This window comes from Streptomyces sp. NPDC046197 (assembly GCF_040646295.1).
Taxonomy (GTDB): Bacteria; Actinomycetota; Actinomycetes; order Streptomycetales; family Streptomycetaceae; genus Streptomyces.
In genome coordinates, this window is the sequence record NZ_JBEYZY010000030.1 from 38,882 (window position 1) to 53,229 (window position 14,348).

12 protein-coding genes are annotated in these 14,348 nt (G+C 70.8%); 7 read left to right on the forward strand and 5 right to left on the reverse strand.

Annotated elements, in window-relative coordinates:
* Positions 1-79 precede the first annotated feature (79 nt).
* Positions 80-1,012 (reverse strand): rhomboid-like protein, encoded by a 933-nt coding sequence (locus AB0A61_RS31540; protein WP_361299936.1) that lies wholly within the window; start codon positions 1,010-1,012, stop codon positions 80-82.
* A gap of 396 nt (positions 1,013-1,408) precedes the next feature.
* Between AB0A61_RS31540 and AB0A61_RS31545 the strand changes: the two genes are divergently transcribed.
* The 7 genes from AB0A61_RS31545 to AB0A61_RS31575 all read left to right on the forward strand — a co-directional run bounded on the left by AB0A61_RS31545 (position 1,409) and on the right by AB0A61_RS31575 (position 10,716).
* Complete coding sequence (locus tag AB0A61_RS31545; RefSeq protein WP_361299838.1) at positions 1,409-2,086, forward strand: spermidine synthase; 678 nt, start codon at positions 1,409-1,411, stop codon at positions 2,084-2,086.
* A gap of 113 nt (positions 2,087-2,199) precedes the next feature.
* On the forward strand, positions 2,200-2,937 hold the full coding sequence (locus AB0A61_RS31550) for a response regulator transcription factor (protein ID WP_361299841.1): 738 nt from the start codon (positions 2,200-2,202) through the stop codon (positions 2,935-2,937).
* Positions 2,934-4,040 (forward strand): ATP-binding protein, encoded by a 1,107-nt coding sequence (locus AB0A61_RS31555; protein ID WP_361299844.1) that lies wholly within the window; start codon positions 2,934-2,936, stop codon positions 4,038-4,040. The genes AB0A61_RS31550 and AB0A61_RS31555 overlap by 4 nt, the downstream gene beginning before the upstream one ends.
* Before the next feature lie 280 nt (positions 4,041-4,320).
* Positions 4,321-8,148, forward strand: a complete 3,828-nt coding sequence (locus tag AB0A61_RS31560; RefSeq protein WP_361299847.1) for a multifunctional oxoglutarate decarboxylase/oxoglutarate dehydrogenase thiamine pyrophosphate-binding subunit/dihydrolipoyllysine-residue succinyltransferase subunit — start codon at positions 4,321-4,323, stop codon at positions 8,146-8,148.
* An 86-nt stretch (positions 8,149-8,234) separates the two neighbouring features.
* Positions 8,235-8,423, forward strand: coding sequence for a DUF6104 family protein (locus AB0A61_RS31565; RefSeq protein WP_030597201.1), 189 nt, complete (start codon positions 8,235-8,237; stop codon positions 8,421-8,423).
* 336 nt (positions 8,424-8,759) lie between these two features.
* On the forward strand, positions 8,760-9,668 hold the full coding sequence (locus AB0A61_RS31570; protein ID WP_361299850.1) for a DUF4097 family beta strand repeat-containing protein: 909 nt from the start codon (positions 8,760-8,762) through the stop codon (positions 9,666-9,668).
* A 1-nt stretch (position 9,669) separates the two neighbouring features.
* Positions 9,670-10,716: a PadR family transcriptional regulator gene (locus AB0A61_RS31575; RefSeq protein ID WP_361299853.1), complete on the forward strand. Its 1,047-nt coding sequence runs from the start codon at positions 9,670-9,672 to the stop codon at positions 10,714-10,716.
* 141 nt (positions 10,717-10,857) lie between these two features.
* Here AB0A61_RS31575 and AB0A61_RS31580 read toward each other — a convergent pair whose 3' ends face one another.
* The 4 genes from AB0A61_RS31580 to AB0A61_RS31595 all read right to left on the reverse strand — a co-directional run bounded on the left by AB0A61_RS31580 (position 10,858) and on the right by AB0A61_RS31595 (position 14,169).
* A complete protein-coding gene (locus AB0A61_RS31580; protein WP_361299856.1) occupies positions 10,858-11,427 on the reverse strand; it encodes a Clp protease N-terminal domain-containing protein in 570 nt (189 codons plus the stop codon).
* Positions 11,427-11,636 (reverse strand): HTH domain-containing protein, encoded by a 210-nt coding sequence (locus tag AB0A61_RS31585; protein WP_018571396.1) that lies wholly within the window; start codon positions 11,634-11,636, stop codon positions 11,427-11,429. Before AB0A61_RS31585 ends, AB0A61_RS31580 begins: the two co-directional genes overlap by 1 nt.
* A 128-nt stretch (positions 11,637-11,764) precedes the next feature.
* Entirely contained in the window at positions 11,765-12,730 is a 966-nt protein-coding gene (locus AB0A61_RS31590) for a zinc-binding dehydrogenase (RefSeq protein ID WP_361299859.1), read from the reverse strand.
* Between the two features lie 215 nt (positions 12,731-12,945).
* Positions 12,946-14,169: an NADP-dependent malic enzyme gene (locus AB0A61_RS31595; RefSeq protein WP_361299862.1), complete on the reverse strand. Its 1,224-nt coding sequence runs from the start codon at positions 14,167-14,169 to the stop codon at positions 12,946-12,948.
* Between the last annotated feature and the right edge of the window lie 179 nt (positions 14,170-14,348).

Sequence of the window (14,348 nt, forward strand, 5' to 3'; positions counted from 1 at the left end):
GCACGTCATTTGTTCCGGGCGGCACCGCGAGTGCCCCGGCGGCCCGTCCCTTCGGGGGCTGTCCCGCAGCGACGGCGGCTCAGGCGGGGGCCGGCTCCTGGTACGTGTCCGGGTCCGGGCCGTCCTGGACGCGGGCGCGGCAGCGGCGGCGCAGCACCGGCCAGGTGGCCACGCCGAGACCCACGGAGATGAGGTGCCCCCAGCCGGTCAGCGGGTCCGTGACGTCGACGAGGAGGTCTTTGAGGACAAGCCCGACGAACGCGGCGAGCAGCGGCCAGCGCAGCCGGGGTGTGAGCAGGCCGGACAGGGCGCCGATGCTGCAGGCGACGCCGAAACTGATGCCGTAGTCGAGGCGGTGCAGTGAGCTGTCCGGCAGCCCGCCCGCGAGCACCGCGAGCGCCACGGGGACCTCGGTGGCGAGGGTGGCCAGCACATGCCCGAACAGGAACACGCCGACCGTGCGCACTCCGCCGGTCCGGCGCTCCAGCGCGGTGAGTACGAGCAGGAAGCACAGGCTGTACGGCGACGCGATCCCGCCCGCGATCCACAGCGCGCTGGCGGGCAGCACCAGCAGGGGTGCCTGCACCAGGTGGGCGACGTCCGTGCTGGAGCTCTGGTAGAGGGTGTCCATCAGCGCGGGGTCGGCGTACCGGGCCACGAGCGAGGTGAGCGAGAGCAGGGCCGCGTACCAGAAGGTGAACGGGGTGCCGGCGGGGGTGGGGAGCAGGTGCCGGGGCCGGAGCCCGCTCAGCCGCCCGGGAAGGCGGGAGGTCCCGGCCCACCGCCCGCCCCACGGCCGCGCGACCGCCGGATCGACGAGCGCAACGGCCGACGAAGCGACATGCGAAGCGCCAGACACTGCGACCGGCGAAACAGCCGACGAAGTGGCAGGCACGGCAACCGGCGAAGCCGCAGACGCGGCGACCGGCGAAATGACGGGCAACGCCGCAGGCACGACAACCGACGGAGCGACCGGCGCGGCGGCAGCCGCCCGCCCCCGCTGCTGCGGCATGCCGTCCAGCAACTGCGAGAGATCCCCGAGCACCGCGTCCGCCGTCTCGGCAGCGGCGGGCGCAGGGGCATCCGCGTCCGGTGGAAGGGGCGGGCCCGAAGGCATCGACGAGGCCGCGGCGTCAGCCGTCGCAGTCCGTTCCACGGTGTGGCGCTCCTTCCGTCCCGCCCCACCCTTGGTGCCACACGAGCCCCTGTCTATGACCGACGCCACGCGGAGACGCATTCACAGGACTTTCTGACCTTCGGCAGCGCACATCCACCCACGGAGCGAACAGATGAACTATTCGATCCTTCGACCCGCCGGTGATGCACACGGCCGGACGTTCCCGCGACCTGACCGGCCGTCACCCGTAATTCACGTGGCGGTACGGGCCCGTTCGGGCAGGATGACCCCATGACCACCTCGTACGAGACTCCTGTGGTGCTGGACCGTCGCGAGGGACCCCACGGCGAGGTCGTGCTGCGCCGGCACGGCGGGCTGCTGCAGATCATCGTCAACGGCTGCTTCCTGATGGACACCTCCGACGGCCGCTCCGAGCGCGTCCTCGTCGACGCGGCCGCCGGCGCGCTGGACGGGCGGACGGAGCCGCATGTGCTGATCGGCGGCCTCGGCGTCGGCTTCTCACTGGCCCGCGCGGCGGCCGACCCGCGCTGGGGACGGATCACGGTCGTCGAACGCGAGAGCGCCGTCATCGACTGGCACCGGACCGGCCCCCTCGCCGAGCTGACCGCCGAGGCGCTCGCCGACCCGCGCACCGAGATCGTGGAAGCCGACCTGATCGACTACGTCATTGAGACATCCGACACGTTCGACGCCCTGTGCCTCGACATCGACAACGGCCCTGCCTGGACGGTCACCGACGGCAACGGCGGACTGTACGAACCGGCCGGACTGGCAAGCTGCGCAAGCGTGTTGAGCAACGGCGGGGTGCTTGCCGTATGGTCGGCGCAGCCGTCGCCGGAATTTGAAGGAACCTTGCGGAATGTCGGGTTCCAGCAGGTGCGCACCGAAGAGATCCCCGTTGCCCGGGGCGTTCCGGACGTCGTGCACCTTGCCGTCCGACCTGGATAGCAAAGGCGCGGTGACTCCCCGTACTCTGCTTCTCTGACGCGGATCATTCAAGCGTCAATCGCAGTCATGGGATCACCCCACGGATTCCGGAAAGCACACTTCAGGGGCGGGCGATGGAGCAGACACACACCTCGCACAACGGCACGACGGCGACCCCGGGCGCACAGCGCCGGGTCCTGGTGGTCGAGGACGACCCGACCATCGTGGACGCCATCGCCACCCGCCTGCGCGCCGAGGGATTCCTCGTGCAAACCGCGGGCGACGGCCCGGCCGCCGTCGACACCGCCGAGGCCTGGCAGCCCGACCTGCTGATCCTCGACATTATGCTGCCCGGCTTCGACGGCCTGGAGGTCTGCCGCCGGGTGCAGGCCCAGCGGCCGGTGCCGGTGCTGATGCTCACCGCGCGGGACGACGAGACCGACATGCTGGTCGGGCTCGGGGTCGGCGCCGACGACTACATGACCAAGCCGTTCTCGATGCGGGAGCTGGCGGCACGCGTCCATGTGCTGCTGCGCCGCGTGGAGCGGGCGGCGATCGCCGCGTCCACCCCGCGCTCGGGCATCCTGCGCCTGGGCGAGCTGGAGATCGACCACGCGCAGCGCCGGGTGCGGGTGCGCTCCGAGGACGTACACCTGACGCCCACGGAGTTCGACCTGCTGGTGTGCCTGGCCAACACCCCGCGCGCGGTGCTCTCCCGTGAGCAGTTGCTCGCGGAGGTGTGGGACTGGGCGGACGCCTCCGGCACCCGGACCGTCGACAGCCACATCAAGGCGCTGCGCCGGAAGATCGGCGCCGAGCGGATCCGCACGGTGCACGGCGTGGGCTACGCGCTGGAGACGCCGACACCATGAGCGACGGGCCGGCCGCACGGAGGGAGCCAGGGGAACCCTGGGGTGGCGTGCGCCCGTTCTCCATCAAGACCAAGCTGGGCGCGCTGGTCGTCATCGCGGTGCTGATCACCACGGGTCTGTCGATGATCGCGGTGCACACCAAGACCGAGCTGCGCTTCATCATGGTCTTCTCGATGATCGCCACACTCCTCATTACGCAGTTCGTGGCCCATTCGCTCACCGCGCCGCTGGACGAGATGAACACCGTGGCCCGCTCCATCTCGCACGGCGACTACACGCGCCGGGTACGCGAGAACCGCCGCGACGAACTGGGCGACCTCGCGCAGACGATCAACCGCATGGCCGACGAGCTGGAGGCCCAGGACCGCCAGCGCAAGGAGCTCGTGGCCAATGTCTCGCACGAGCTGCGCACCCCCATCGCGGGCCTGCGCGCGGTGCTGGAGAACATCGTCGACGGGGTCACCGAGGCCGACCCCGAGACCATGCGCACGGCCCTGAAGCAGACCGAGCGGCTCGGCCGGCTGGTCGAGACGCTGCTGGACCTCTCCCGCCTGGACAACGGCGTCGTACCGCTGAAGAAGCGGCGGTTCGAGGTCTGGCCGTACCTGTCGGGGGTGCTGAAGGAGGCCAACATGGTCGCCTCCGCCCGCGCGGGCATCGCCTCCGGCTCCGGCAGCCACACGCGTACCGACGTGCACCTGCACCTGGACGTCTCCCCGCCCGAGCTGAGCGCGCACGCCGACCCGGAGCGCATCCACCAGGTGGTCGCCAACCTCATCGACAACGCGGTCAAGCACAGCCCGCCGCACGGCCGCGTGACGGTGAAGGCACGGCGCGGGCCGCAGCCGGAGTCCCTGGAGCTGGAGGTCCTCGACGAGGGTCCCGGCATCCCCCGTTCCGAGTGGCACCGGGTCTTCGAGCGCTTCAACCGCGGGGCGGTGAGCCGGCCGCACGGTCCCGGCAGCGACGGCGGCACCGGCCTCGGCCTCGCGATCGCCCGCTGGGCGGTGGATCTGCACGGTGGCCGGATCGGTGTGGCCGAATCCGAACGCGGCTGCCGGATCCTGGTCACGCTTCCGGGGCTACCGGCTCTGCCAAGTTGACGTAAAGTTCGATCTCGAACCGCAAGATCCACGAGGGTCCCGCAGGCGGACACGTGTGATCAGGCAGGGGACTGCACCTTCCCAGGGTCAGGCCCCGCTCACACCTTCCCTTCCACAGCGGAACTACGCTTGTTTCCCGCCATTTCAAGCCCCGAAACACAGCTTTCGATGTGACTTACACGACGAAGGACGGGCCCGACCTGACCTTCACGGTCTTGGAGGCGTAGCCTTTATTCCCGCTGTCCATCACCTTGTGAAGCGGAAGAGGGCGGTTGCCGCCGTGTCGCCACAGTCCCCCAGTAACTCGAGCTCCCCCAGCCTTCGGCCGGGAGGTGCCCCCACGACCGACACCGACCAAGCCGGGAAGAACCCCGCGGCCGCGTTCGGTCCCAACGAGTGGCTCGTCGACGAGATCTATCAGCAGTACCTCCAGGACCCGAATTCGGTAGACCGCGCCTGGTGGGACTTCTTCGCCGACTACAAGCCGGGCGCCCCCACGTCCTCGGCTCCGGCGGGTACTGCGGCCGCGGGGGCCGCAGAGACCACCACCACGGCTCCGGCGGCGCCCGCCGCCCCGGCTGCGCCCGCCCGGCCCGCGGCGCCGGCCGCCGCCGCCCCGAAGGCCGCCGCCGCTCCGGCGCAGGCCGCCGCCCCGGCCCCGGCCCCGGCGAAGCCGGCCGCTCAGGCCCAGGCGCCCGCGAAGCCCGCCGCCCCGGCGGAGCCGGCCACCTCGGCCCCGCAGGGCCCCGAGCTCGTCACGCTGCGCGGCCCGTCGGCCGCGGTCGCGAAGAACATGGACGCCTCCCTCGAGCTGCCCACGGCCACGTCCGTGCGCGCGGTCCCGGTGAAGCTGCTGTTCGACAACCGCATCGTCATCAACAACCACCTCAAGCGGGCCCGCGGCGGGAAGATCTCCTTCACGCACATCATCGGCTACGCGATGGTCCAGGCCATCAAGGCGATGCCGTCCATGAACTGGCACTACGCCAAGAAGGACGGCAAGCCGACGCTGGTCAAGCCGGAGCACGTCAACCTCGGTCTCGCCATCGACCTGGTGAAGCCCAACGGCGACCGCCAGCTGGTCGTCGCGGCCATCAAGAAGGCCGAGACGCTGAACTTCTTCGAGTTCTGGCAGGCCTACGAGGACATCGTCCGCCGTGCCCGCGACGGCAAGCTGACGATGGACGACTTCACCGGCGTCACGGCCTCCCTGACCAACCCCGGCGGCCTCGGCACGGTCCACTCCGTGCCGCGCCTGATGCCCACCCAGTCGGTGATCATGGGCGTCGGCTCCATGGACTACCCGGCGGAGTTCCAGGGCACCTCCCAGGACACCCTGAACAAGCTCGGCGTCTCCAAGGTCATGACGCTCACGTCGACCTACGACCACCGGGTCATCCAGGGCGCCGCCTCCGGCGAGTTCCTGCGCCAGGTCGCCAACCTGCTGCTCGGCGAGAACCGCTTCTACGACGAGATCTTCGAGGCGCTGCGCATCCCCTACGAGCCGGTCCGCTGGCTCAAGGACATCGACGCCTCGCACGACGACGACGTCACCAAGGCCGCCCGTGTCTTCGAGCTGATCCACTCCTACCGGGTCCGCGGCCACGTCATGGCCGACACCGACCCGCTGGAGTACCGCCAGCGCAAGCACCCCGACCTGGACATCGTCGAGCACGGTCTCACCCTGTGGGACCTGGAGCGCGAGTTCGCCGTCGGCGGCTTCGCCGGCAAGTCGATGATGAAGCTGCGCGACATCCTCGGCGTGCTGCGCGACTCGTACTGCCGCACCACCGGCATCGAGTACATGCACATCCAGGACCCCAAGCAGCGCAAGTGGATCCAGGACCGCGTGGAGCGCGCGCACTCCAAGCCGGAGCGCGAGGAGCAGCTGCGCATCCTGCGCCGCCTGAACGCGGCGGAGGCCTTCGAGACCTTCCTGCAGACGAAGTACGTCGGCCAGAAGCGCTTCTCGCTGGAGGGCGGCGAGTCCGTCATCCCGCTGCTCGACGCGGTGCTGGACTCGGCCGCCGAGTCCCGCCTGGACGAGGTCGTCATCGGCATGGCCCACCGCGGCCGCCTCAACGTGCTGGCCAACATCGTCGGCAAGTCGTACGCGCAGATCTTCCGCGAGTTCGAGGGCAACCTCGACCCGAAGTCGATGCACGGCTCCGGCGACGTGAAGTACCACTTGGGCGCCGAGGGCACCTTCACCGGCCTGGACGGCGAGCAGATCAAGGTCAGCCTGGTCGCCAACCCGTCGCACCTGGAGGCCGTGGACCCGGTCCTGGAGGGCGTCTCCCGCGCCAAGCAGGACATCATCAACAAGGGCGGCACGGACTTCACCGTCCTGCCGGTGGCGATCCACGGCGACGCGGCCTTCGCGGGCCAGGGCGTGGTGGCCGAGACCCTGAACATGTCGCAGCTGCGCGGCTACCGCACCGGCGGCACGGTCCACATCGTCATCAACAACCAGGTCGGCTTCACCGCGGCCCCCGAGTCCTCGCGCTCCTCGATGTACGCGACGGACGTGGCCCGCATGATCGAGGCCCCGATCTTCCACGTGAACGGCGACGACCCCGAGGCCGTCGTGCGGGTCGCGCGGCTGGCGTTCGAGTTCCGCCAGGCGTTCAACAAGGACGTGGTGATCGACCTCATCTGCTACCGCCGCCGCGGTCACAACGAGTCGGACAACCCGGCCTTCACCCAGCCGCTGATGTACGACCTGATCGACAAGAAGCGCTCGGTGCGCAAGCTGTACACCGAGTCCCTGATCGGTCGCGGTGACATCACCCTGGAGGAGGCCGAGCAGGCCCTGCAGGACTACCAGGGCCAGCTGGAGAAGGTCTTCACGGAGGTCCGCGAGGCGACCTCGCAGCCGGCCGCCTCGGACACCCAGGAGCCGCAGGACGGCTTCCCGGTCGCGGTGCCGACGGCCGTCTCCACCGAGACCGTCAAGCGGATCGCCGCCTCCCAGGTCAACATCCCCGACCACATCACCGTCCACCCGCGTCTGCTGCCGCAGCTGCAGCGCCGGGCGGCGATGGTCGAGGAAGGCACGATCGACTGGGGCATGGGCGAGACGCTGGCGATCGGCTCGCTGCTCCTTGAGGGCGTCCCGGTCCGCCTGTCCGGCCAGGACTCCCGCCGCGGCACCTTCGGCCAGCGGCACGCGGTGATCATCGACCGCGAGACCGGCGAGGACTACACGCCGCTGCTGTACCTGTCCGAGGACCAGGCCCGCTACAACGTCTACGACTCGCTGCTCAGCGAGTACGCGGCGATGGGCTTCGAGTACGGCTACTCGCTGGCCCGCCCGGACGCGCTGGTGATGTGGGAGGCCCAGTTCGGCGACTTCGTCAACGGCGCCCAGACGGTCGTGGACGAGTTCATCTCGTCGGCCGAGCAGAAGTGGGGCCAGACGAGCGGTGTGACACTGCTCCTGCCGCACGGCTACGAGGGCCAGGGCCCGGACCACTCCTCGGCCCGCCCGGAGCGCTTCCTGCAGCTGTGCGCGCAGAACAACATGACGGTCGCGATGCCGACCCTGCCGTCGAACTACTTCCACCTCCTGCGGTGGCAGGTGCACAACCCGCACCACAAGCCGCTGGTCGTCTTCACCCCGAAGTCGATGCTGCGCCTGAAGGCCGCGGCCTCGAAGGCGGAGGAGTTCACCACGGGCCAGTTCCGCCCGGTCATCGGCGACGAGTCGGTCGACCCGGCCGCGGTCCGCAAGGTCGTCTTCTGCGCCGGCAAGGTCTACTACGACCTGGAGGCCGAGCGCAGGAAGCGTGGTCTCACCGACACGGCGATCATCCGCCTCGAGCGCCTGTACCCGCTGCCGGGTGCCGAGCTCCAGGCGGAGATCAGGAAGTACCCGAACGTCGAGAAGTACATCTGGGCCCAGGAGGAGCCGGCGAACCAGGGCGCCTGGCCCTTCATCGCCCTCAACCTGATCGACCACCTGGACTTGGCGGTCGGCGCGGACATCCCGCCGGGCGAGCGCCTGCGCCGGATCTCCCGCCCGCACGGTTCGTCCCCGGCCGTGGGTTCCGCCAAGCGGCACCAGGCGGAGCAGGAGCAGCTGGTGCGCGAGGTGTTCGAGGCGTAACCGCTCCCGCGGGTCATGCGTGACCGGGCCGCACCTCCGATTCGGGGGTGCGGCCCGGCCGTTTGCGCGCATCTATCCTTGACCTCATGTACTTCACGGACCGTGGCATCGAAGAGCTGGAGAAGCGGCGCGGCGAGGAGGAGGTCACCTTCGAGTGGCTCGCCGAGCAGCTGCGGACCTTCGTCGACCTGAACCCCGACTTCGAGGTGCCGGTGGAGCGACTGGCGACCTGGCTGGCCCGGCTGGACGACGAGGACGACGAGGACGACGAGTAGGACGAGCGCGGCACGAGCGGCGGGCCCGAGCGTCAGGCACGAGCGCGGCACGAGCGGCGGGCCCGAGCGTCAGGCACGAGCGCGGAACGAGCGGCGGGCCCGAGCGTCAGGCACGAGCGCGGAACGAGCGGCGGGCCCGAGCGTCAGGCACGAGCGGCGGGCATCGCCGTTGGACGGGGCGCCCCGATGCGGGGCGCCCTTCGGTTTTCCCGGAGGCACTGGGCGATCACCTGAACGGGTGTCTTGACTTCCCGTGACCGCGATATATCGTGTTTCTTGAAGACGCGATATGGCGTGACGAGTCGCGTGTCCGGTCCGTCCCAGGAGGTCTGCATCATGCCCGAGTGGTCCGTCGGCGAGCCCAGGAAGCTCACCTTCGACGAGCCCGTGACCGAGCTCCACGTCCGCACCGTCAACGGAACGGTGAACGTCGTGGGCACGGACGAAGGTTCCGCCCGCCTGGAGGTCTCGGAGATCGAGGGACCGCCGCTGGTGGTCACCCAGCAGGGCGGCACACTCACCGTGGCGTACGAAGACCTGCCCTGGAAGGGCTTCCTCCGGTGGCTCGACCGGAAGGGCTGGCGACGCAGCGCGGTGGTGTCGCTGGCGGTTCCGGCGAGCACACGCGTGGAGCTCGGTGTGGTCGGCGCCGCCGCGATGGTCTCCGGGATCGACGGGCGCGCGGAGGTGAAGGGAGTCACCGGGGACACCACCCTGGTGGGGCTCACGGGCCCGGTCCGGGCGGACACCGTCTCGGGGAACGTGGAGGCGCAGGCGCTCTCGGGAGACCTCCGGTTCAACTCGGTCTCCGGCGACCTGACGGTGGTGGACGGCGCCGGCTCCTCGGTGAAGGCCGACTCGGTGAGCGGATCGATGATCGTCGACCTGAACTCGGCGGGGCGCCCGACCGACATCAGTTTGACGAACGTCTCCGGCGAGATCGCCATCCGGCTGCCCCACCCGGCGGACGCACAGGTGGAGGCGAACACCGCGAGCGGGACGGTGTCCAACGCCTTCGAGGACCTCCGGGTCAGCGGGCAGTGGGGCGCCAAGCGCATCACGGGGCGACTGGGCGCGGGCAACGGCAGGTTGAAGGCGACCACGGTCTCCGGCTCGATCGCCCTGCTGCGGCGCCCCCCGGCGGAAGACGAGCCATGGGACTCGGAAGACCATTCCGAATCCGGTCCGGACAGCCCCTCCGGCAGTGCTCCGGCCGACGGTACGACCGACAAGAAGGTGCTCTGACATGCCTCCCGTCTTCGCCCACGGCCGTCTGCGTCTGTATCTGCTCAAGCTGCTCGACGAAGCCCCGCGCCACGGTTACGAGGTGATCCGCCTCCTCGAGGAGCGCTTCCAGGGGCTGTACGCGCCGTCGGCCGGCACCGTCTACCCGCGGCTGGCCAAGCTGGAGGCCGAGGGGCTGGTCACCCACACCACCGAGGGCGGCCGGAAGGTGTACGCCATCACGGACGCGGGCCGGGCCGAACTGGCCGACCGCAGCGGCGAACTGGCCGACCTGGAGCTGGAGATCCGTGAATCGGTCGCCGAACTCGCCGCCGAGATCCGGGCCGATGTGCGCGGCGCGGCGGGTGACCTGCGGCGCGAGATGCGTGCGGCGGCCTCCGAGGCGCGGCAGGGCACAGGCACCCGCACGACGGGGGCCGGGGAGTACGGCGGCCTCGACGACAGGGAGGCATGGCGCGTCGCCAAGGAGGAGATGCGCCGCGTCAAGCAGGAGTGGAAGGAACAGGCCCGGCGTGCCAAGGACGAGAGCCGTCGGGCCCGCGAGGAGGCCGAGCGGGCCCGGCGCCAGGCCAAGGAGGCACAGGAGCGGGCGCGCGCCCAGGCGCAGGAGGAGATGCAGCGCATCGCCCGGCGGGTCCAGGAGCAGGTGCAGGACCACTTCGCCCGCGGCGACTGGCCGACGGGAGTGCGCGAGGGTCTGACCGAACTGGCCAAGGAGTTCGGCGAGTTCGGAAAGGACTTCGGCAAGGAGTTCGGCAAGGACCTCGGGTTCGGGCGGACGGCGGCCGAGGGCGGTCCGGCGGCGGATGCCGAGTACTCGCAGACCCCGAAGGACTTCCCGGCCGGCTATGAACCGGCCTGGGCGCACGAGGACCTCACCGGTGACCCGGCCCGTGACCTGGACCGGCTCCTCGACCGCTTCCGGGACGACATCCGCGACGCGGCCCGCGACCACGGCGTCACGTCCGACCAGCTCCGCGACACCCGCCGCCACCTGTCGACGGCGGCGGCCCACATCGGGGCGATACTGCGCACCCCGAAGGCCTGACCCGACGGCCCGGCCCGGCGGCCTGACCCGGCGGCCCGCCCCGAAGGCCTGCGGAGCAGAACCCGGCAGGCCGGTGCAGACTCGGCTCACGCCGGGCGCACCGGCCTGCCGGGGCGGGCAACCGGTGCCGCCGCGGCGCCCTCAGCCGGCCAGCGCCTCTCCCCCGCCGTACAGCACGCGCGTCAGCGACTCGTACGTGACGCCATGATCGGCGAGGACCTCGGCGGGCGCGCCCGGCCGGGCCGTCAGGGCGAGCAGCAGGTGCTCGTCGCCGATGTGCCGGTCACGGCGACCGAGGGCGACCCGGAGCGACTCCGTGAGCAGTTCCTTCGCCCCGCGACTGAAAGGCCGCCGCCCGGACCAGCGTCCGGGGCCACCCGCCCTCCCCTTCGCCAGCGCCCCCTGCCCATGGGCCTCCTCGACCCGCGACACGATCGCCGCCACATCGATGCCCAGCCCGGACAGGGCGTCCGTGTCGGCCCGCGAGAGGCCGCCCCGGCGGCGGACCTCGGCCAGGTCCCGCGCCACCGCCTGCCGCCGGGACGGCGTGAGGCCGAGCGCCGCCAGCGCGAACAACGCCCGGCTGCCCTCTCTGTCGAGCAGGGCGAGCAGGACGTGCGACTCCTCGACCCGGTCGGTTCCGGCTCGCGCGGCGCAGCCGGCCGCGGCCTCGACCACGGCACGGGCATCCTTGGTGAATCGTTCGAACATCACTGCCTCCCGTACTTCTTGTGTACGGCCTGCCTGCTGACACCGAGTTCGGCGGCGATCTCCTGCCAGGACCAGCCCTGGTTGCGCGCGCTGCGCACCTGTACCGCCTCCAGCTGTTCCAGCAGCCGCCGCAGCGCGGCGACGGCCCGCAGCCCGACTCTCGGATCGCGGTCACCCGCACGCTCGGCGAGATCCGTTGCTTCGGTCATGACGTCAACTTACGTTGACAATCCGGCAACTGTCAATCACGGTTGACATCAAGGGCGATGCGCCGGCCGAAACAGCACGGCGGGCCCGGACATTCGGTCCGGGCCCGCCGACAAGGGACTGGGGAGGATCAGGAGCTGGTCAGCACGATCTTGCCGAACTGGTCGCCCGACTCCAGCCGTTCGAAGCCCTCGCGGGCGCGGTCGAGCGGGAGCACCTCGTCGATGACGGGACGAACACCCGTGGCGGCACAGAAGGAGAGCAGGTCCTCCAGCTCGTCCTTGGTGCCCATCGTCGAGCCGACGACCTTGAGTTCCAGGAAGAAGATGCGGGTCAGCTCGGCGTGCGTCGGCCGGTCGCCGCTCGTGGCGCCGGAGATGACGAGGGTGCCGCCCGGGCGCAGCGACTTCACCGAGTGCGACCAGGTGGCCGCGCCGACGGTCTCGATGACGGCGTCCACGCGCTGCGGCAGCCGTGCTCCCGGCTCCACCGCCTCGACGGCACCGAGGTCCACGGCCCGCTTGCGTTTGGCCTCGTCCCGGCTGGTGGCGAAGACACGCAGGCCGGCCGCCTTGCCGAGCACGATGGCGGCCGTGGCGACACCGCCGCCGGCACCCTGCACGAGGACCGAGTCGCCCGGGCGCACCCCGGCGTTGGTGAAGAGCATGCGGTACGCCGTGAGCCAGGCCGTGGGCAGGCAGGCGGCCTCCTCGAAGGAGAGCTCCTTGGGCTTGGGCAGGATGTTCCACGTGGGCACGGCGACCTGTTCGGCGAAGGTGCCCTGGTAACGCTCGGTGAGAATGGAACGGGGCTCCCCGGGACCGACCCCGTGCCCGGTCTGGCCGATGACGGAGTGCAGGACGACCTCGTTGCCGTCCTCGTCGACGCCGGCGGCGTCGCAGCCGAGGATCATGGGCAGTTTGTCCTCGGGCAGGCCGACGCCCCTCAGTGACCAGAGGTCGTGGTGGTTCAGGGAGGCGGCCTTGACGTTGACGGTGCTCCAGCCGGGGCGGGCCTGCGGGGCTGGGCGCTCCCCCAACTCAAGGCCGGTCAGCGGCTGGTCGCGGTCGATTCGGGCGGCGTAGACAGCGAACATGACCTTGACGATAGGTGCGCTGCCCGCGTGACGGAACCATGGCGGCCTGTGACACACGCCCTCTTGCCAACGGGGTGCCGGTCGGCCGGGGCCGGCCGCGCCCCGCGGCCCCGGAAAACCGGGGTCCTGAGGCCTGGGGCCTGGGGCCTGGGGCCTGGGGCCTGGGGCAGCGAAAAGCCCCGCCACCCGGGCGGGGCCATTCGGGTCACTTCACGTCAGCGGCGAGCAACGCCCTCCGCGCGAGCGGCCGCGGCCACCGCCGCCGTCACCGCCGGAGCCACCCGCTCGTCGAACGGCGACGGAATGACGTAGTCCGCGGCGAGGTCGTCCCCGACGACCCCGGCCAGCGCCTCGGCCGCAGCGATCTTCATGCCCTCGGTGATCCGCGACGCCCGCACCTGCAGCGCCCCGGCGAAGATCCCGGGGAAGGCCAGCACGTTGTTGATCTGGTTCGGGAAGTCGGACCGCCCGGTCGCCACCACGGCCGCGTACTTGTGCGCGACCTCGGGGTGCACCTCGGGGTTCGGGTTGGCCATGGCGAAGACGAAGGCCCCCTCGGCCATCGACGCCACCGCAGACTCCGGGACCGTACCGCCGGAAACCCCGATGAACACGTCGGCCCCGGCCAGCGCGTCCTCCAGCGTCCCGACGATGCCCGCCTTGTTGGTGAACCCGGCGAGCTCCCGCTTGACCGGGGTCAGGTCCTCCCGGCCGGCCGACACGATGCCCTTGCGGTCGGCCACGGCGACGTCCCCGATGCCGGCCTCCACCAGCATCTTCGCGATGGCGACACCGGCCGCCCCCGCGCCGGAGATGACCGCTCGCAGGTCGCCGATCGACCGGCCGCTCAGCCGCGCGGCGTTGCGCAGCGCCGCCAGCGTCACGACGGCCGTGCCGTGCTGGTCGTCGTGGAAGACCGGGATGTCCAGCCGCTCCTGCAGCTTCCGCTCGATCTCGAAGCATCGCGGCGCCGAGATGTCCTCCAGGTTCACCCCGCCGAAGGACGGGGCCAGCCGGACCACGGTCTCGACGATCTCGTCGACGCCCGTGCAGTCGAGCGCGATGGGAACCGCGTCGACGCCTCCGAACTGCTTGAAAAGAATCGCCTTCCCCTCCATCACCGGAAGGGAGGCCTCGGGCCCGATGTCACCGAGCCCCAGCACAGCCGTACCGTCGGTCACGACGGCGACCACGGACGACTTCCACGTGTAGTCGTGCACCAGCTCGGGCTGCTCCGCGATCGCGGTGCACACCCGCGCGACGCCGGGCGTGTACGCCAGGGACAGGTCGTCCTTGTCACGGACGGGCACGGTGGCCTGCACGGCCATCTTGCCGCCGCGGTGCAGCGCAAAAGCCGGATCGAAGGAATCGAGGGGCTCGGCCCCGCCGTCCTGGTCCGTATTGCTGTCGCTGCGAGGATTGACGATCTCCGCTGCCACTTGGTTTTACCCCTTAAGTGTTCATGGTTTGAGGGTGGCCACTCCTGGTTGAGGGGTGGGCGGGACCGCGCACGGCCCTGATCGGTGATCGTGTCGGGCGCATACGCGACGGGCGCGCCGCACACGCGCCCTGAGCCCCGGATGAGGGGTGTAAAGAACCTTCTTACCGGACCGACGGC

Bases quoted from the DNA above. Each gene is read 5' to 3' on its own strand.
- AB0A61_RS31540 (WP_361299936.1), bottom strand. From the start codon at position 1,012: ATGCCGCAGCAGCGGGGGCGGGCGGCTGCCGCCGCGCCGGTCGCTCCG.
- AB0A61_RS31545 (WP_361299838.1), top strand. From the start codon at position 1,409: ATGACCACCTCGTACGAGACTCCTGTGGTGCTGGACCGTCGCGAGGGA.
- AB0A61_RS31550 (WP_361299841.1), top strand. From the start codon at position 2,200: ATGGAGCAGACACACACCTCGCACAACGGCACGACGGCGACCCCGGGC.
- AB0A61_RS31555 (WP_361299844.1), top strand. From the start codon at position 2,934: ATGAGCGACGGGCCGGCCGCACGGAGGGAGCCAGGGGAACCCTGGGGT.
- AB0A61_RS31565 (WP_030597201.1), top strand. From the start codon at position 8,235: ATGTACTTCACGGACCGTGGCATCGAAGAGCTGGAGAAGCGGCGCGGC.
- AB0A61_RS31570 (WP_361299850.1), top strand. From the start codon at position 8,760: ATGCCCGAGTGGTCCGTCGGCGAGCCCAGGAAGCTCACCTTCGACGAG.
- AB0A61_RS31575 (WP_361299853.1), top strand. From the start codon at position 9,670: ATGCCTCCCGTCTTCGCCCACGGCCGTCTGCGTCTGTATCTGCTCAAG.
- AB0A61_RS31580 (WP_361299856.1), bottom strand. From the start codon at position 11,427: ATGTTCGAACGATTCACCAAGGATGCCCGTGCCGTGGTCGAGGCCGCG.
- AB0A61_RS31585 (WP_018571396.1), bottom strand. From the start codon at position 11,636: ATGACCGAAGCAACGGATCTCGCCGAGCGTGCGGGTGACCGCGATCCG.
- AB0A61_RS31590 (WP_361299859.1), bottom strand. From the start codon at position 12,730: ATGTTCGCTGTCTACGCCGCCCGAATCGACCGCGACCAGCCGCTGACC.